Source organism: Halobacillus seohaensis, from assembly GCF_042663045.1.
In the GTDB taxonomy this organism is placed as follows: Bacteria; Bacillota; Bacilli; order Bacillales; family Halobacillaceae; genus Halobacillus_A; species Halobacillus_A seohaensis.
In genome coordinates, this window is record NZ_JBHSZV010000023.1 from 1 (window position 1) to 17,225 (window position 17,225).

The 17,225-nt window shown below is 37.6% G+C and carries 18 protein-coding genes and 1 riboswitch; of the genes, 8 read left to right on the plus strand and 10 right to left on the minus strand.

Features of this window, described 5'->3' with window-relative positions; all coding sequences use genetic code 11:
* Positions 1 to 479 precede the first annotated feature (479 nt).
* Positions 480 to 594, plus strand: a riboswitch (TPP riboswitch).
* A gap of 125 nt (positions 595 to 719) precedes the next feature.
* From ACFQIC_RS09400 to ACFQIC_RS09420, 5 genes are read left to right on the plus strand one after another with little or no spacing between them, the layout of a single operon-like run.
* Positions 720 to 1,724 (plus strand): ABC transporter substrate-binding protein, encoded by a 1,005-nt coding sequence (locus ACFQIC_RS09400; RefSeq protein ID WP_204711908.1) that lies wholly within the window; start codon positions 720 to 722, stop codon positions 1,722 to 1,724.
* Between the two features lie 14 nt (positions 1,725 to 1,738).
* Positions 1,739 to 2,032 carry a thiamine-binding protein gene (locus ACFQIC_RS09405; protein ID WP_204711910.1) on the plus strand — a complete coding sequence of 98 codons (294 nt, stop codon included), beginning with the start codon at positions 1,739 to 1,741 and terminating at the stop codon, positions 2,030 to 2,032.
* Positions 2,029 to 2,793, plus strand: coding sequence for an ABC transporter permease (locus ACFQIC_RS09410; protein ID WP_204711912.1), 765 nt, complete (start codon positions 2,029 to 2,031; stop codon positions 2,791 to 2,793). Before ACFQIC_RS09405 ends, ACFQIC_RS09410 begins: the two co-directional genes overlap by 4 nt.
* 1 nt (position 2,794) lies before the next feature.
* Entirely contained in the window at positions 2,795 to 3,532 is a 738-nt protein-coding gene (locus ACFQIC_RS09415; protein ID WP_204711914.1) for an ABC transporter ATP-binding protein, read from the plus strand.
* Positions 3,529 to 4,305, plus strand: coding sequence for a TatD family hydrolase (locus ACFQIC_RS09420; protein ID WP_204711916.1), 777 nt, complete (start codon positions 3,529 to 3,531; stop codon positions 4,303 to 4,305). Before ACFQIC_RS09415 ends, ACFQIC_RS09420 begins: the two co-directional genes overlap by 4 nt.
* A gap of 333 nt (positions 4,306 to 4,638) precedes the next feature.
* On the opposite strand, the gene ACFQIC_RS09425 is transcribed toward ACFQIC_RS09420, so the two are convergent.
* From ACFQIC_RS09425 to ACFQIC_RS09435, 3 genes are read right to left on the minus strand one after another with little or no spacing between them, the layout of a single operon-like run.
* Positions 4,639 to 5,745, minus strand: a complete 1,107-nt coding sequence (locus ACFQIC_RS09425) for an ABC transporter substrate-binding protein (protein ID WP_204711918.1) — start codon at positions 5,743 to 5,745, stop codon at positions 4,639 to 4,641.
* Positions 5,746 to 5,769: 24 nt separating this feature from the next.
* Entirely contained in the window at positions 5,770 to 6,546 is a 777-nt protein-coding gene (locus ACFQIC_RS09430) for an ABC transporter ATP-binding protein (protein ID WP_204711920.1), read from the minus strand.
* Between the two features lie 22 nt (positions 6,547 to 6,568).
* Positions 6,569 to 7,390 carry an ABC transporter permease gene (locus ACFQIC_RS09435; protein ID WP_204711922.1) on the minus strand — a complete coding sequence of 274 codons (822 nt, stop codon included), beginning with the start codon at positions 7,388 to 7,390 and terminating at the stop codon, positions 6,569 to 6,571.
* 237 nt (positions 7,391 to 7,627) lie between these two features.
* On the opposite strand from ACFQIC_RS09435, the gene ACFQIC_RS09440 reads away from it, so the two are divergent.
* The 3 genes from ACFQIC_RS09440 to hxlB all read left to right on the plus strand — a co-directional run bounded on the left by ACFQIC_RS09440 (position 7,628) and on the right by hxlB (position 10,478).
* Positions 7,628 to 8,002, plus strand: coding sequence for a winged helix-turn-helix transcriptional regulator (locus ACFQIC_RS09440; protein ID WP_204711924.1), 375 nt, complete (start codon positions 7,628 to 7,630; stop codon positions 8,000 to 8,002).
* Positions 8,003 to 9,280: 1,278 nt separating this feature from the next.
* Complete coding sequence (hxlA, locus tag ACFQIC_RS09445; RefSeq protein WP_204711926.1) at positions 9,281 to 9,922, plus strand: 3-hexulose-6-phosphate synthase; 642 nt, start codon at positions 9,281 to 9,283, stop codon at positions 9,920 to 9,922.
* A gap of 1 nt (position 9,923) precedes the next feature.
* On the plus strand, positions 9,924 to 10,478 hold the full coding sequence (gene hxlB / locus ACFQIC_RS09450) for a 6-phospho-3-hexuloisomerase (RefSeq protein WP_204711928.1): 555 nt from the start codon (positions 9,924 to 9,926) through the stop codon (positions 10,476 to 10,478).
* A 64-nt stretch (positions 10,479 to 10,542) separates the two neighbouring features.
* Here the strand turns inward: hxlB and ACFQIC_RS09455 are convergent, their stop codons facing one another.
* From ACFQIC_RS09455 to ACFQIC_RS09485, 7 genes are all read right to left on the minus strand, one after another.
* Positions 10,543 to 10,917, minus strand: a complete 375-nt coding sequence (locus tag ACFQIC_RS09455; protein ID WP_204711930.1) for a hypothetical protein — start codon at positions 10,915 to 10,917, stop codon at positions 10,543 to 10,545.
* The gene (locus tag ACFQIC_RS09460) at positions 10,917 to 11,450 is read right to left on the minus strand and encodes an acyl-CoA thioesterase (protein WP_204711932.1); all 534 of its coding nucleotides are present in this window, start codon (positions 11,448 to 11,450) and stop codon (positions 10,917 to 10,919) included. Before ACFQIC_RS09460 ends, ACFQIC_RS09455 begins: the two co-directional genes overlap by 1 nt.
* 174 nt (positions 11,451 to 11,624) lie before the next feature.
* Positions 11,625 to 12,521 carry a cidABC operon transcriptional activator CidR gene (cidR, locus tag ACFQIC_RS09465; protein WP_204711934.1) on the minus strand — a complete coding sequence of 299 codons (897 nt, stop codon included), beginning with the start codon at positions 12,519 to 12,521 and terminating at the stop codon, positions 11,625 to 11,627.
* Between the two features lie 67 nt (positions 12,522 to 12,588).
* Entirely contained in the window at positions 12,589 to 13,233 is a 645-nt protein-coding gene (locus ACFQIC_RS09470) for a 3'-5' exonuclease (RefSeq protein ID WP_204711936.1), read from the minus strand.
* A 1,466-nt stretch (positions 13,234 to 14,699) separates the two neighbouring features.
* A complete protein-coding gene (locus ACFQIC_RS09475; protein ID WP_204711938.1) occupies positions 14,700 to 15,890 on the minus strand; it encodes an AbrB/MazE/SpoVT family DNA-binding domain-containing protein in 1,191 nt (396 codons plus the stop codon).
* A 230-nt stretch (positions 15,891 to 16,120) separates the two neighbouring features.
* Positions 16,121 to 16,621: a hypothetical protein gene (locus tag ACFQIC_RS09480; RefSeq protein ID WP_204711940.1), complete on the minus strand. Its 501-nt coding sequence runs from the start codon at positions 16,619 to 16,621 to the stop codon at positions 16,121 to 16,123.
* Complete coding sequence (locus tag ACFQIC_RS09485) at positions 16,618 to 17,091, minus strand: hypothetical protein (RefSeq protein WP_204711942.1); 474 nt, start codon at positions 17,089 to 17,091, stop codon at positions 16,618 to 16,620. The genes ACFQIC_RS09480 and ACFQIC_RS09485 overlap by 4 nt, the downstream gene beginning before the upstream one ends.
* Between the last annotated feature and the right edge of the window lie 134 nt (positions 17,092 to 17,225).

Consider the following 17,225-nt stretch of genomic DNA (forward strand, 5'->3'; position numbering starts at 1 on the left):
TTTTTTCAGCAGAAGTGTAAAAGGGAAACGAGCAAAAAGTGTAAAATTCGACTTGACGTCTACATATGCAAATCACACTACATTTCTAATGGATTTTAAAAACCGAAAAAGCCTATAATACCAATAAAAAATGACCATCAAATTAGCATACAAATTGATGGTCATTTTCCATTAAAATTTTAATGTTTGTGATAGGTAAAGGAAACTGTTAGCAAAAAACAAATCCTTTTTATCGATGATTATTTAGTCCCGCTATTTGTTCCATTTTCCTTTTTTTCGCCTTTCTCCCTCTTTAATGCATTAATATCTTCTTTGCTTTTGTTTTTCTTCTTCATAAAAAAACCTCCTTTCCACATAGTTTGTCTCATTCCACCAAAAAAATAAGAAACTTTTCAACTTAGCCTCGTTAAAATTATCTTGAAATAATCATCAAAATGTGTCATTGTCTTAACTAAGAACACACAATTCAAAACTTCATAGTAAAAATGTAGGGGGACCAGTGATGCTGGTTGAGATTGTGTCCTTTTTTCGAGATACTGACCCTTAGAACCTGACCTGGCTTAAACCAGCGTAGGAAACATATGAGACGAGTGAAATCGCTCTTAGAAATATGCATCCTAGGTATGGTACCGGGGTGTTTTTTTACGCTCTTGTACTATAACTGTTCCCTCCGTTTTTTATGAATGTTTATGTGAATTCATCTATATGGAGGAATTATAATGAAGAATTTATTATTAATGGTATGGATAAGTGCAATATTCACTTTAACTGCTTGTTCTAACGATGATCCAAGCAATTCCGAATCAGGTGCAGATGAAGAGGAGACGCTTGAGGAAATCAAGCTTGTCCTTGATTGGACGCCAAATACAAATCATACCGGTTTATATGTGGCACAAGCCGAAGGTTATTTTGAAGAAGAAGGTTTAGATGTTGAAATTATGTTACCCGGTGAAGCTGGTGCCGATCAGCTAGTAGCTTCTGAAAAAGCTGATTTTGGGATTAGTGCACAGGAATCATTAACAGAAGCAAGGGTGCAGGATATTCCCATCGTATCAATAGGTGCCGTTATTCAGCATAATACGTCTGGATTTGCTTCACCTAAAGAAAAGGATATTACTAACCCTGCTGATTTTGAAGGAAAAACATATGGTGGCTGGGGAGCTCCTGTTGAAGAAGCTGTCATCTCGTCTTTAATGAAAAAGGAAAAAGCAGATGTTGATCAAGTGGATATAGTCAATATGGGCGATACCGATTTCTTTACAGCTGTTCAACGAGATGTTGACTTTGCCTGGATTTACTACGGTTGGACAGGGGTTGAAGCAGAGCTCCGTAATGAAGAACTAAACATGCAATATTTAACGGACTATTCAGAGAAACTTGATTACTATACCCCCGTCCTTACCACTAGCGAAAATATGATTAGTGAAAATCCTAAAACTACAGAAGCGTTTATGGTTGCTGTTTCAAAAGGATATGAATATGCAATAGAGAACCCAGAACAATCAGCAGACATTCTAATTGAAGCTGTCCCTGACCTTGACCCTGAACTTGTAAAAGCAAGCCAACAATGGTTAAGTCCAAAATATAAGGATGATGCTGATCGTTGGGGAGAACAAGATATTAAAGTTTGGGAAAATTACTCCGATTGGATGTATGAAAATGATTTGCTCGACAGTGAGTTAGATGCAAAGAACGCATTTACCAACGAATTTTTACCTAACTAAAGGAGGAACATGTGATGACGAATTCTCTTGTAAGCTTTCAAATTTTACCTAAGACAAATAATGGTGAAGACGTTATCCCTTATGTTGACGATGCGATTTCTATCATTGACGATTCTGGATTAACGTATGAAGTTCATCCGCTCGATACAACAATTGAAGGAAATCTCTCAGATATTTTACCATTGATTGAGAAAGTGAATGAGGCGATGATTGATAAAGGCTGCCATAATGTTATCTCCCAAATTAAGATCCTATATCAACCAACTGGAGCTTCAATGAACCAATTAACGGAAAAATATCGCCCATGATTAAACTACTAAAGAAGGGATGGAGACCTGCTACGGTCCTCATCCTTTTATTGGTCATTTGGGAATTATGCAGTCGGCTTTTCAATGTTCCCAATTGGTTGTTACCTGCTCCCACTATCATTGGGGAGGAAGCAATAAATGGCTGGGCACAGTATCAGCATCACCTTTTTTCTACAATTCAACTTACCCTTGGAGGATTTATAATAGGGACAAGTTTTGGATTAACCGTTGCTGTATGCCTCCACGTACTTCCTTCTCTAAGGGAGTCTCTTTATCCATTAATTATCTTATCACAAAATATTCCAATCATAGTTCTCGCTCCTTTACTCGTCATTTGGTTTGGATTCGGATGGCTTCCAAAGGTAATTGTCATTGTGCTCGTCTGCTTTTTTCCGATTGCTGTTGCAACGATGGACGGTCTTAGACAAACAAATCAGGAACTCATGCACTATATGAAAATGGCTGGAGCAACAAAGGGACAAATCTTCCGCAAATTGGAGTGGCCTCATGCATTACCTTCTATTTTTTCCGGTTTAAAAATATCCGCTACTTATAGTGTAATGGGAGCCGTTATTTCAGAATGGTTAGGTGCTAACCAAGGGATCGGTGTATATATGACCTTAGCCTCTTCTTCCTTTCGAACGGACCGAGTATTTGTTGCGATTTTCCTGATTATGATCTTAAGTTTACTCTTCTTTGCTTTAATCTCTCAAATTGAAAAGCGAGCAACGAATTGGCAAAAGAAAGGAGACAACAACTAATATGACTAAACTTAATATTGAACATTTAGGAAAGTCGTTTGACTCGCAGCCTATACTTGATGACGTGAATTTCCAAGTAGAAAAGTCGGAGTTTGTCTCGGTATTAGGACCTTCGGGCAGTGGAAAAAGCACATTGTTTCATCTGATCGGTGGATTGTATAAACCCGACCATGGAGACATCTACCTTGACGGGGAGATCGTCACAGGGAAGAAAGGAATCATTAGCTATATGCCCCAAAGCCCTTCCCTTCTCCCATGGCGTACTATATTAGATAATGTATTACTAGGTGGAGAAATCACAGGAAAATATGATAAAGATTCAGCACTTGAAATGATTCAAAAGGCTGGATTAACAGGCTATGAATCGGCTTATCCAAGTCAACTTTCTGGTGGAATGAAACAACGAGCTTCCTTCATTCGCAGCCTGCTCAGTCCACAATCGCTTATTTGCCTTGATGAGCCGTTCTCAGCTCTTGATGAATTTACTCGCATAGAAATGCAACACTGGCTATTAACCATTTGGGAAGAACATAAACGTTCGGTGTTATTTGTTACACATAATATTGAAGAAGCTCTCTACTTATCAGATCGCATTATTGTCTTATCGGACCGTCCTGCAAAAGTAAAAAGAGAATTCACGATTCCATTTACGAGACCAAGGCAAGAGTCACTATTATTAACGAATGAATTTTTACAATGGAAAAAGCAAATCTATAGCGAATTGAGGGATCTCACATGATTCAGCCTATCATTGACGCTCACATCCACTTTGATAATTATAATGAAGAAACACGGCACACTTTGATAAATGAACTGGATCTATATCAAGTAAAGTCTCTTATTTCTGTATCGAATGACAAGAAATCTGCTCATGCCAACTTACAACTTTCAAGGTCAGATCAAAGAATTCAACCAGCCATTGGTTTTCACCCTGAGCAAAAACTCCCAGATGATCAGGAAGTTGAACAAATCATCCAACTCATCCATGAGAATATGGATCATATTGTGGCGATTGGTGAAGTTGGTCTACCTTATTATTTGCGGCGAAAAGAACCTTCCTTAGCATTAGGGCCCTATATCAAACTATTAGAACGTTTTATTAAACTAGCAATCAAATTCAACAAACCAATCATTCTACACGCGATTTATGAAGATGCCCCGATTGTTTGTGATCTTTTGGAAAAGCACTCCGTTACACACGCCCACTTTCACTGGTTTAAAGGGTCGCAAGCTACGATAGAAAGAATGATAGAAAATAAATATTATATTTCCGTTACACCTGACTGTTTGTATGAAGAAGAAATTCAATCGATCATCAAAAAATTTCCTTTAGAACAAATGATGGTAGAGACCGATGGACCATGGCCATTTGAGAGAATGTTCAAAAACCAAGTTACACATCCAAAAATGATTCACGAATCGATCAATAAGATCAGTGAAGTTAAAGGTTTAACACGAGGGGAAGTATATGATCAACTGCTTCATAACACGAAAAATTTCTACGATCTATAACAATCGAATGCTGCAAAAGTCTATAATAGCGTATAGAGAGGATCGTCTTGTAAGAGGCGTTGCATAAGAGGATATGAGTTTGCTTGAAGAAATTCGCAGGCCTCTTGATCAGAGATCGCCTTTAAAAATGAGAAGGGAATGGTCTTCAAGTGCTATTTTATGGGCGTCTTTACTACCTTTTCTTGTGGTTTAGACATTGGATTACTCCTTTCCTTCGTAATAATATTATCCGGCATCGTTTCTGTTTTCCCTGTTTTTTACAGTACGCAAATGATACTACATAGCCTTTCCGCAAAATTAAATGGCAGAGGCCATAACCTCTACCATTAACAGTTATTCGTATACCCCGATGATGTCCACTGCTTTTTCAGTGATCGACGTATCTATAGATTTATCAAAGTCAAACTCACCGCGAGTCGCACCATTCTCCTCATACATATCGTACTGACTCTTAATATCATCGATAAACATTTCACCATTAGGGTCTAATCCAGTAACGGCCACCTTTTTCCATAACTCTGGATCTTTTAATGCCGTGTGTTTTGTCATGATCTCAATCACTTCATCTTTGCCTTCCCCTTTAATAAAGGCATCATTATAGTCACGGACTCCTTTTAAATACGCGGCCATAAATCGTAAAGAAATGTCTTCTTCCTCATCTAAGAAAGTAGGGGATCCGAGTACCATAGCAATTTGAGCATTAGGAGCAAAATCCGTTGCATCTCCAAATCGAGTATGAAGGTCCTGTTCAACACCTTGCGTAATTAATGGTTCGATCTGTAAAGCTGCATCAATTGAACTGTTTCCCATTGAGGCGAGCATATTTCCGAAATCAGACATAAGCACGAATTCCACATCATCTTCCGTTAGACCTGCATGTTTAAGCATTTCTTGAAAAATATAATCATCAACAGCATTCTTCGAAGAGACAGCGATCCGTTTTCCTTTAAAGTCAGCGTAATCCTTTATTTCCTCCTGCATATGATTACCTATGACAAATGAGAAATAAGACTTCCCATCTACATAATGCCCTTTATCAGCAATAATTTTGACGTCAATTCCTTGTGCAATCGCATTAAAGAATGAAGAGGTGGATACTCCCCCAGCAATATCTACTTCTCCAGCAGCTAGTGCGGGTAGCATATCATCACTGTTTGCGAATTGAGTAAACTCCACGTCAATATTGTACTCATCAAAATAACCCTTCTCTTTGGCAATATAAAAACCAGCTCCTGATGCTGCTCCATCCTCGGCAATCACTACGGAAGCTTTTTCCTCAAGAGGTGCTAAATCACCTGAAGGGTTATCTTTACTTACTTCATTGGTCACTTCTTCCTTATCCTTTTCCTCTGGTTTATCAGATTGATTGGAAGAACAGCCACTAATCACGACTACCAACAATAATAATGGCAGGAAAAAAAGCACATTAAATTTCTTCATCAACTACAGCCCCTTTTTACTCTTTTAAATCCTTGAACCTTGAACTTCATCCTGAAGATGATTCCAAATTTCCACAAAGTGACTAGCCATTGTCGGGTCAGCTCTCACCTGTTCCATATTTCTTGGATGTGGTAAATCGATCAACTTTTCAGCAATTATTTTTCCGGGTTGGGAGCTCATCAGTAATATTCTGTCGCTAAGCAATAAGGCCTCATCTATACTATGTGTTATAAATAGAACCGTCTTTTTCGTTTCAGACCAGATAGTTAACAACTCTTCTTGCAAAATGAATTTATTTTGTTCATCTAAAGCTGCAAAAGGTTCATCCATTAATAAAATTTCAGGATCGTTTGCAAAGGCACGCGCAATACTCACCCTCTGTTTCATTCCTCCAGATAACTCCTTTGGGTAAAGCTTTGCAAATTTATCGAGACCTACTTTTGTTAAATAGTAAGCTGTTCGTTCTTTGACTTCATACTTGGGTAAATGCCTCATCTTCAATCCAAAAGCGACATTCTCTTCCACGGTTAACCAAGGAATGACACCTCTTTCTTGAAAAACCATCGACTGTAACGGACGATCCTCCTTACTCTGGGTGATCGTAAATTCTCCAATACTATGATTCTCTAACCCTGCAAGGATACGGAGCAATGTGGTCTTTCCGCACCCACTAGGACCGATCAAGCATACAAATTCACCATCTTTTACATCTATGGATATATCCTTTAAAGCTGTGACACTGCTACCTTTTTTATAAAACACTTTTGTCAATTGATGAATTGAAATTTTAGGATTCTCCATTGAATCACCCCCCCTCTCCAGACTATCTCCATGGCAACAATTTTTTTTGGAAGCCCCTTAGAATTAGTGAGAATAAATATCCAAAAAATGAAATGAGTACAAGTCCTACATACATTTCTTTTAATAAGAAGGCATTGTATGAAGTCCAAATTAAGTAACCTATACCTGAATTGGCTCCCATCATTTCAGCTGCTACAATTGTCAACAATGCAATTGCCTGACCCATCTGGATTCCTTCAATCATGACGGGCAGCGATCCTGGTAAAGCAATTTTAAAGAAAAAATCTTTGGAGTTCGCCCCATAGTTTCTCGCTACATCCAAATAGATCCGGTCAATATTAATCACACCAGCTACCGTATTGATCACTACAGGAAAAAATACACTTCCTGCAATCGTTACAATTTTAGATACCTCACCAATCCCAAATATAATTAAAATAATCGGTAAAAGAGCTATCGTTGGAATAGGCATAAGAGCCATTACAAGCGGAGAAAGAAAATGTCGCAGTGGTGAATACAATCCCATTAATAAACCAATAACGATTCCAGGGATGACACCAAGCAAAAACCCCGCAAATATTCGATACAATGAAATTCCGATATGGCTAAATAATTCTCCACTTGTACCCATCATCAAAAATGTACCGACTATTTCCGTTGGTGGGGGGAAAAACCTCGCATCCACTAAACCCGTTCGAGATAAAAACTCCCATAAAATTAAAATGAAAATTGGCGAAGATATGGTAAGAATTTGCTTGAATCGTTCTTTTACTTGTCTTTTCTTCCACTCTTCTTGTTCAACTGCAAAAGGATCGTGTTCTAAGTTCCGTCCCTTTTCTCTCATCCTTCACCACCTCTTTAAGCCAATCATATGTGCTTCCGCCTATATATGTGAAAGGTCTGAAGGTTTTTGCTCTTGAAAAGATATCGAGCCCATTAGTGGATCGCCAACCTAATACGTTTACATTTTAAATAGTTTCCACTATAGTGTTCTATAAACAAAGTAGGGTAGTATACACGTATATAATGAATAGTGTTAAAAAGTATACTGTAAACCCTTATCTAAGAAAGGACAAAATCAATGGGACACGTATGTGCTAGAGAATATAACTGCGAGAAGGAATTGACACTTGCTGTCATCGGAGGTAAATGGAAAATGCTTATCCTTTGGCATTTGGGAAAAGAAGGAACGAAGCGTTTTAATGAGCTAAAAAGGCTTATTCCTGGAATTACACAAAGAATGCTCGTCACTCAATTACGTGAGCTAGAATCAGATTTCATAGTACACCGAGAAATTTATCCGGTGGTACCACCAAAGGTAGAGTATTCATTGACACCTCAAGGCGAATCAATTATGCCTATCCTTGAAACGATGTATGATTGGGGTAAATCTTACAAAGATTTCTTAGAGGAAACTGTACCTGATTCGATAACTATAAAGGAACCGACTAAATAGCTGTAAAGAAGCGATGAGAGACTAATTTTCTCATCGCTTTTATTATTGATAGATAGTATGTTAAGACCCCTAGAAACAGAGAAAGGGGTCAAGGGGAAGCCGGCAAAGAACTCCCATACAATCAACACACCATCCCTGATATGCTAACATCCGAAATGATTGTGTTGAGATAGGGCGGTGGGGAAGGACTCGCTTTCCGTGGGCGTGCGCTGAGCCTCCTCAGGCTGGCGCCTTCCGGGGTCTCATCTAACCCGCGTATCCCACAGGGAGTCTCCCCCTTCCCCACCGCCCCTTGCCGTATGTTTCTATTGGAATCGTGCCATTCTACCGTTACTGTTAAAGTATGAGGTATCTGTTATATCTGTTGAGCTACTTAGATAAGTAGGTAAAAAACGTGGTATGGCTAGGAGCTTAACTGGCGTGTATGCCTACCCTCACCACCTCTCCTTGTAAGACCATTTCCAAATTTACATTACAGGTTAATTTGATGTCCTAAGAGTGGATCATTTCAATGGCAATAATTACATAGCCACATGATTTTCATGTATGAGACTTCTGCTCACGTGAAGATGCTTCCGTTCTCCTCACGAACGCAAGAAGGTCCGGGAAATTGCGAGACTCCACCTTTAAAAGCGGAGGCGCCTTGGTCAGCGGCGTATGGACTGGACTGAGCTGTCGGAGATAAAGGAAACACGAAGAACATCGTGATTCGATGTTGACTTATCGTACAGAAGCGAGGGAAGTCTCACTAGCCGCTAGGCGCTGGAGCTGGATAACGCAGATGTGATTGATGAACTAGATTTAGCCTTCGTCCTTATAAGGCGTAAAAGCTGGGATGAACATGATCGGTGAAATCCCACAAGGCGTAGCCTGAGGAAGCTCACCACATGCCCACGGAAAGCGAGTGATTTCCCGGACCTTCACACGCCATCCTCTGTAACGGAAACCACCGGAGTGTCTCGAAGTTGAGTCTTCCACAATCTGGGGGGATTTAGTTGAATAAGCAATTGAAAATAAATAAAAGAAAAATCTCAGTTCACTGAACTGAGATTTTTTAATTTTAATTACAAATACCACTAGAAATACTGTGCAATTAGTTAAGCAAATCTAGTTACATTTTAAAATGTAATTTCTAGTTTTGCGATAGGGAACGGAACACGTTATTATCCACGGTATAGTTTTTATCACTATATGAGAGTAAAGTGCGTACTTCACAATTGTATTCTAGAGGATTACACTGATTAAGCATCAAAAAAGAATTTAAAGGAGAAATGATCTATGAAATTACAACTAGCTCTAGACCTTGTGAACATTCCACAAGCTATTGAACTTATTAAAGAAGTAGAAGAGCATATCGATATTGTTGAACTCGGAACACCTGTTATTAACAAAGAAGGCTTAAAAGCCGTTGAAGAAATAAAAACAACCTTCCCTAACTTAGAGGTACTAGCTGATGTGAAAATTATGGACGCAGCTGGTCACGAGGTTACTCAAGCTTCTACAGCCGGTGCTGATATCGTCACCATACTTGGCCAAGCTGAAGACGCATCTATTAAAGGGGCGGTTGAAGCCGCTAAACAACAAGGAAAACAGCTTTTAGTAGATATGATTGCTGTAAAAGACGTTAAAACACGTGCAGCAGAGCTTGATAAGCTAGGTGCTGATTATATCTGTGTCCATACAGGTTATGATTTGCAAGCCGAAGGTAAAGATTCATTCGAAGATTTACGTGCTATTAAGGACATTGTAAAAAATGCTAAAACAGCCATTGCAGGTGGTATAAAACTAGAAACACTTCCTGAAGTTATCCAAGCACAACCTGATCTCATTATTGTTGGCGGTGGAATCACTAGCAAGGATGACAAAAAGTCCGAAGCTGCCCAAATACAGAAACTAATTAAAGAAGGCGTGACAGCTTAATATGCTTACAACCGAATACACCGGCAAAGTCCTAGCAGAACTAAAGCGTACCGTAGATCTTATCGATAATGCGGAAGCTGAAAGAATAGTTGAAGGAATTTTGCAAGCTAAAAAAGTCTTCGTCGCAGGTGGCGGGCGTTCTGGCTTTATGGCAAAGTCATTTGTCATGCGTATGATGCATGTGGGCCTCGATCCATATGTTGTTGGTGAGACAGTAACTCCGAACCTGGAGTCAGAAGATATCTTCATCGTTGGATCTGGCTCTGGAGAAACCCAAAGCCTTGTCACTATGACAGAAAAGGCGAGAAGTATTGGTGCTACGGTTGTAGCAGTAACAATTAATCCTGAGTCAACCATTGGCAAATTAGCAAACATACGAATTGAAATTCCAGCCCAAGCAAAATCTGATGGAACGAGTGGAAAGTCTATTCAGCCCATGGGATCATTGTTTGAACAATCTCTCCTTTTATTTTTTGATAGCATTATCTTAAGATTTATGGAGAGAAAGGGGCTATCTTCCGATACAATGTATGGAAGACACGCCAATTTAGAGTGAAAATTTTAAAAAGCCGAATTTCCTAGTGTCTACTAAGAAATTCGGCTTTTTTAATAGAATAAAATTATCTAATAATAGTTGATCCTTGAAGTAACTCTGGCTTTGCACCCAAGATCAATAAGAATATTTTTGGATCGCCTACTTTTTGATGTTTTTTCAATAAATCCTTTACTCTATTGATTTCTGAGTGATCTTTTAGTTGCTGAACTTCGCTTTGATAAAGAGAAAGAATTGATTCTCTAACGAACTTCGGTTCATATTTCGGAAGTTTTTCCTCCATTAATAAGGAACCCATATAACCATACTTAATTTGTAACTGTCTAGTTAAACTAACTACGTGATGGAGACGTTCATATAATTCCCCGTCTTCTTGCTTTAATTGTTCCAAATCTTCCTTAGCACTATATATATCGTCTAGACCGGCTAACATTGTTGTCATTATTCTTCCTCTCCTTTTTCCCATGGTTTCTCTAAGGCAATAATCTCTGTTAATTCTTTACTGTGTTTTCTTCGGATTCTACGAGTTTCAGCGCGTTCTTTTCCTGATTCATACAGAAATTTCTCTTCTTTTGATTCTGGTACGATATCTGGGACTTTTACTGGACTTTTGTTATCGTCTAATGCAACAAAAGTAAGGAAAGCTGTTGCCGCCATACGACGTTCTCCTGTAATCATATCCTCAGCAATTACTTTGCAAAAGATCTCCATAGATTTTCTTCCTGTATACGAAACAAATGATTCCACACAAACAGAGTCACTTTGATGGATTGGATATAAGAAGTCAATGGAATCAGTTGAGGCTGTCACACATTCCTTGACTCTAGCATGACGCCGGGCCGATAAAGTAGCGTTGTTATCGAGCTTTTTCATAAGGACGCCACCAAATAGGGTATTATAGTTGTTTAAATCATTAATCATCACTTGATCGGTATTTACAATTAAACTTTCTTTTGGACTTTTTACTTCTGGCATATGACTATCCCTTTCCGTTGCTTTAATTAATTTCTATTTTCAAGTGTAGGACCATACAAAGGATAAGGGAAATAGTTATTTATCATGGATCAGATAGACATTGTCTATGTAAATGCTTCCATTCATAATAAGAAGGCATACCATTAGTAAAAATCCCCAAATAAAAAAACACCTCTATTCAGAGGTGTTTGCCATTGTTAATCGTTCTTGTGTAAATTTTAACCACTCTTTTGTTGCATAAGATAGGTAATGATTTTTCTTCCAAATAATCGCTAGGTCCCACTCAATCATTGGTTTCACTACATTAATCGCGTAAACCTCTTCCTTTAGAAGATTCGAGACACTGTAAGGTAAGATCGAGATTCCTAATTCTGATGCAATCATTTTTCCTATAAAGTCCCATTGAGAACTCTCTGATACGACTTTCGGTATGAAACCCGCTTCCTTACACGCCTCCGTAATCCGGTCATTCAAAGCGAAGTCCTTGTTGAAAAGAATGAACTGTTCATCTTTTAATTCTTCAAGCTTAATCTGTTTTCTAGTCGCAAGAGCATGTGAAGGTGGAACAACAACCTTTAATCCTTCTTTCATAAAAGAAAAGTAGTGGAATTCCTCTTCATCTGTAGGCAAAACTGTAATACCTACATCTAGCTTGTCATTATTTATATCCTCTTCAATTTTCTTCGCCCCGTTTTCTAACAACTGAAAAGTAATATTAGGATATATCTTGTGAAAATCCCCTAAAATGCGAATAAAATGATCCGCATCCATAATAGGTGGTAAACCAATACGGATATGTCCTTTTTGTAAACCTAGTAAATCATCCAGTTCCGTCTGTAGGTTATCAAACGCTTTATCAATCGTTTGTGCTTGATCCAGAATGACCCGGCCTGCATCCGTCAGTACTAGTTGCTTTCGCGAACGATCGAACAGTTCTACCCCAAGCTCCCCTTCTAGGTTCTTAATCATCTTGCTAATAGTAGGCTGTGTCACAAACAAATGATCTGCAGCACGAGTGAAGCTGCTAAATCTCGAGACTTCAATAAAATATTTCAGATGTCTAATATCCATATGTTCACCTTTCCAATACACTCAATTAATTTTGCTGCTTGTTTATTTGAAGGCTCTTCTTATTATTTTATGTCTCCTTGCTAGATGCCACATACCGTTTAGTAGACGCCCCTCTTGTTTTTTTCTTAGTCAATCGCGCCGGTCGGTATCCTGTAGTAAAGATAGCACCGTTTGCTGTATTCGTTTTTTCTACTAATTGCTCAATATCGGAAACACCGTGAGAGTCACAAGCTCTTAACAAAATAACGGCTGCTGCATGAGCATCTTCTAATGCATGGTGGTGTTCAAATTCGATATGTAAGTATTGGGAAAGAGATTTCAAATTAAAACTTTTCCGGTCAATCCAAGTTTTCTTTGCAATGTTTACCGTACAGTTGTAAGCAAGATTCGGGTAGGCTAAATGATACTCATCCAACACTTTGCGCAATACACTCATATCAAAGCTTGCATTGTGGGCGACGACCAACTTCCCGTCCAACTTCTCTCTTATCTCTTTTTCCCACAATTGATTAAACTCATGTTCATTAGCAACATCTTTTTCTGTTATTCCGTGAACGCTTATATTAATAGGATCGAATAAGTTATTCTTTGGTTTAACTAACTTATAATATTCATCGACAATCTCCCCATTAGCATATTCAACTAGACCCACCGAACAAACACTCGATCTAGAAGAGTTTGCTGTTTCAAAATCTATCGCTACAAAGTCCATACTCCCACTCCCTCTATATATTGAATAAATCTTATAATGTATTAACGTTTCATGCAACCATTCTATTAAAAGTAAAGCTGCGTTAAATCTAGTTGTTGATTTTGTTGAAAAATATTGATTTCTTTATCAGTGTGACCGTCATTTAAAATGAAACAGTTTTCTGCTAAAATAACTGACAAACTTTACTGGAAATTATCATCCCCATTTTATAGTGAATTGCAGCCTTTAATAACAAAACATCTGTTAATCATTGTCCTGATTTATACGGTGAAGGTGAATAACAAAGAGCCAAAATATAAATTTTAATGAATAAAATGTATATTTTGGCTCTTCTTAGATATTAGAGTTATTGAACCAACGCACCAGATTGTTTAATAAAAGAATGGCGGTTCCGTTGCTTTTCATCGGAGCATGGGGGTTGGGAAACCACTCGCTTTCCGTGGGCATGAGGTGAGCTTCCTCAGGCTACGCCTTGCGGGACCTCACCGATCATGTTCATCCCACAGGAGTCTTGCGATTTCCCGGACCTTCTTGCTTTTATGAGGAGAACGGAAACATCAGATGTGGTGATTCAAGTGAAAAGCACTCACTGAAAAACGTAATATAAGAGAACAAGAATTAAAACAATCAATATAAAGAAGGAAAAGTCGATGGGATCACCGATATCGTGGGTGGTCTCATAATATTTTTCTTTGTAATGAATTTTTAGTGCCCTCGCTTTGCTCTGTGCGTCTCGTCTAGTCCGCTTTTCCCGCCCCTCTCTGCTTTATTTTCACGAACGGACCTGAATAGGAAGCCTTCCTCCATCATGAAAATAGTGGATAAACATGCTGTTATAACAATAGCTACGTGCAGACTTCTTAGATTCGCAGATGTTCCGTCCCTCTTCTTCATGACAAGGTGGTCGGGGAAATGACAAGACTCCTGTGGGATTAGAGGACATGGTGAGACCCCGCAGGACGAAGTCCAAGGAGGCTCACCGTACTCCCACGGAAAGCGAGTTATTTCCCCGACCTCCTTCTTCTCATACCGATGACGGAACAGCCACACAATCATCTCGGAATCGAGTCTTCAACAATCCTGCTCGTTAGCGGCAACAAGCACAACTTCGTCAATGTGCATAACTATTAGTATGTATACATTTTTCCTGAGCATCGGTATTGATAAGAGGGAAGTCCTTAAATGGAAAAAAGTGTTGCATTTAATAAGCAAAAACTGTGTCAACTCTTTCAATCGGTCACAATCAGGCAAATTGCTTCTCTTATTCTGTTAAACACAGTAAGTTTAACACATCAAATAACATTACTAATAGCAATCAAAAACGCTTGGGTTTTAAATCCAAGCGTTCTGTTTTATCTTGTTTAGTTAAATTAAAGCACCTTATATGGAATAAGTGTTACTGTTTCGCATTTCGGAGGATGTGGGAGTGGAACTTTGCTGCAATTCAATACTCAAATGTTGACACATCAAAACTTTACTTGCTTCACATTTTCAAAGCTTTCCTCGATCAACTGCTTTTTAACAGCTTTTACATGTTTCTTCTTCTCATCTACTTTTTTATAATGTTTTTCAAATTCACGCAACCCATTGTTCAAATTATTAATAGTTTCGAATTGTTTCTGAAGATGTTTATAATAGTTGGCATCACTTCTATAATCCTTTTCATATAAGGTATCCAGATACTGATAAATATAGTTTAGGTGAATAGCTGTCGTTCTAACAGAATTCAGCCTATCAATGGCTACCCTAGAGTTTTCGTCTTTCTTTTCTATAACTACTTCATATTCATTTATTGCATCTTGGAAGGTGTTTTCGTATTGAGACAAACGTCGATTTAACTTTAATGTCAAAATATAGTCCAATTCCTCTTTGAGATTATTCCATTTTTCATAAAAGTTACGATTAATAATTGGTGGCAGCTTTTGTTCAAGCTTCACTTGATGTTTCTTGCGTTTCTTATCTATCTGTTGATTTAATTGAACAAAAACATTGGCCCGTTTTTTGTCATCCATTTGACCTGAACGCTGATCAAATTCACTGATAACAATTTCTCGATCTCGAACTTCAGCTAAGAGTTTGTTCACATCCTTAAGACTCTTATAAAAGTCATCAGTTACTGGTACAGTCAAAAATTGCAACAGAAATTGTAAGCGATACCCGAGTTCCTTTGTATGGTCTATATTCTTTGGATCTTCAAAGCTTAATAAGCGGTCGCAACCATTCATGAAATCTGATACAAGTTCATCTAAAGGAGAAAGCCAGTTTTGCAGAATGCTTTGATTTCCATCTTCTATGCAACCTTTACAAACGAACTTTTTCTTAACTTTAAAAAGGAATTGGCTATTCCCGCAAATTTCACAAGCCTGCACCTGATCATTAAGTATGACATGATCCTCTACAATCTTAACCTCTACTTGTTTCCCTTTTTCCCATGCAAGTTCTTGCCTGAGTTCAACAGGAATTAATAAACGCCCATAGCTGTCTAAAGTCTTGGATTCATCCTTATTTACCTGGTCTTTATACACTTTAATACCTTTACCATCTGAAAGAAGCTCCATTTCTAGGTGATTTCCATTAAATAAAAGAGCTTCTCGAATATCTTTCGGAATAACAAGTCGCCCTACTTTATCCACTAGTCTCGTATATGTTGTATCCATTAAGACACCATCCACCTTTTGGAAAATGCTTTTAATACCTTAATACCCTATTAGTTAGCATCTCTAACGTATCATTTAAAATTACACTTGATTACTATCCTTTACCTCAATGAAATGTCTCATTACGATTATAAGAAGAAGGTCCCAGATCATAGATGGTTGGCAAGATGGTCTCGAAAATTGCAAAAAAAGGATATCATCTATAAATAGTGATATCTCTGACGTAAAAATTATTTACTTTTTAAGACTTCGACCCTTGACTTTATAAACTCATAGTAAAGTCCAGTAACTGTTTGAGTGACGAGAAATACAGAAAAAGAAAAAGTTAGTTTATAACCCTTTTGATATTCAATGACCTCCACCACTGTCAAAAACCACTGCATTAATACCCCAAATAGGGCCCACGCTAACACATACCATATAAAAGTGACTTTATTTATTTTAAGTGCTTCATAAAGATAAAGAAAGAAATAGATAAACGGAGCAAACAAAAGATAATAAATTAAATCAAATACTTCATAACGATTCGAATCATTTAACTTATAAAAATCCATTAAACCTCCACCAATTGTAAAATCATAGATCACACCAATTGAGAAGCCTATAATTAAGATAAGAACTGTGATATCACGACGAAACTTATGAAGAAGAAAAAGCAAAATAATATAAGCAATGACATTCATTATTAATATAGATATTTCGTTTTTGTCGAAAGCCTCCCATAACATCATGAGTAATTCACCTCACTGGAAGAAGTTTTTCTATAGAATTTAGTAAGGTAAACCGCAATGATATGAAGTACAACAAAGTATAAAGCATCATAAGCTAAGTTCCAATTCACCCAACTAGTTATATCTAAAAAGACATTTGCAGCTGTTAGCAAAAGTAAAAGAGATAAAGAACCAATACTAACTAAAAATTTCTTTGCGAAAATTTTAGTTCTCTCAATCAAATTTAGTTGTACGACTATAACCATTGGTATAATTATACTTCTAAATAACAAAAAAGCTGTGTAATCGATAGGTGACTCTGTTACTTTAACAAGCTTTAGTTCTTCATACATGATCCATGACCAATTAATATTAATAATAAGAATGATCAAAAAAACAAAGGTGTTTTCTGTTATGGATAAGGTTTCTTTGATAATGATAAAGACCGCTACTATTAACCATGCTACAAAGAAAAATAATGTGAATCCCATAAAAATACCTCCTTTTCTTTGTTCTTATGATTATTTATTAGAAGAATTCCCTATTAAAGAATCAAAGTAAATGATGTCATTATTGTTACCTATTCCCTAACGATATATCCATATTCAATTATCTTTTATCTAGC

What these genes read in the sequence shown, in the direction of transcription:
- ACFQIC_RS09410 (WP_204711912.1), top strand. Translation starts at nt 2,029, where the DNA reads ATGATTAAACTACTAAAGAAGGGATGGAGACCTGCTACGGTCCTCATC.
- ACFQIC_RS09470 (WP_204711936.1), bottom strand. Translation starts at nt 13,233, where the DNA reads ATGGACTTTGTAGCGATAGATTTTGAAACAGCAAACTCTTCTAGATCG.
- ACFQIC_RS09460 (WP_204711932.1), bottom strand. Translation starts at nt 11,450, where the DNA reads ATGCCAGAAGTAAAAAGTCCAAAAGAAAGTTTAATTGTAAATACCGAT.
- ACFQIC_RS09475 (WP_204711938.1), bottom strand. Translation starts at nt 15,890, where the DNA reads ATGGATACAACATATACGAGACTAGTGGATAAAGTAGGGCGACTTGTT.
- ACFQIC_RS09430 (WP_204711920.1), bottom strand. Translation starts at nt 6,546, where the DNA reads ATGGAGAATCCTAAAATTTCAATTCATCAATTGACAAAAGTGTTTTAT.
- ACFQIC_RS09420 (WP_204711916.1), top strand. Translation starts at nt 3,529, where the DNA reads ATGATTCAGCCTATCATTGACGCTCACATCCACTTTGATAATTATAAT.
- cidR (WP_204711934.1), bottom strand. Translation starts at nt 12,521, where the DNA reads ATGGATATTAGACATCTGAAATATTTTATTGAAGTCTCGAGATTTAGC.
- ACFQIC_RS09405 (WP_204711910.1), top strand. Translation starts at nt 1,739, where the DNA reads ATGACGAATTCTCTTGTAAGCTTTCAAATTTTACCTAAGACAAATAAT.
- ACFQIC_RS09455 (WP_204711930.1), bottom strand. Translation starts at nt 10,917, where the DNA reads ATGACAACAATGTTAGCCGGTCTAGACGATATATATAGTGCTAAGGAA.
- ACFQIC_RS09435 (WP_204711922.1), bottom strand. Translation starts at nt 7,390, where the DNA reads ATGAGAGAAAAGGGACGGAACTTAGAACACGATCCTTTTGCAGTTGAA.
- ACFQIC_RS09415 (WP_204711914.1), top strand. Translation starts at nt 2,795, where the DNA reads ATGACTAAACTTAATATTGAACATTTAGGAAAGTCGTTTGACTCGCAG.
- ACFQIC_RS09480 (WP_204711940.1), bottom strand. Translation starts at nt 16,621, where the DNA reads ATGATGTTATGGGAGGCTTTCGACAAAAACGAAATATCTATATTAATA.
- hxlB (WP_204711928.1), top strand. Translation starts at nt 9,924, where the DNA reads ATGCTTACAACCGAATACACCGGCAAAGTCCTAGCAGAACTAAAGCGT.
- hxlA (WP_204711926.1), top strand. Translation starts at nt 9,281, where the DNA reads ATGAAATTACAACTAGCTCTAGACCTTGTGAACATTCCACAAGCTATT.
- ACFQIC_RS09425 (WP_204711918.1), bottom strand. Translation starts at nt 5,745, where the DNA reads ATGAAGAAATTTAATGTGCTTTTTTTCCTGCCATTATTATTGTTGGTA.
- ACFQIC_RS09440 (WP_204711924.1), top strand. Translation starts at nt 7,628, where the DNA reads ATGGGACACGTATGTGCTAGAGAATATAACTGCGAGAAGGAATTGACA.
- ACFQIC_RS09485 (WP_204711942.1), bottom strand. Translation starts at nt 17,091, where the DNA reads ATGGGATTCACATTATTTTTCTTTGTAGCATGGTTAATAGTAGCGGTC.
- ACFQIC_RS09400 (WP_204711908.1), top strand. Translation starts at nt 720, where the DNA reads ATGAAGAATTTATTATTAATGGTATGGATAAGTGCAATATTCACTTTA.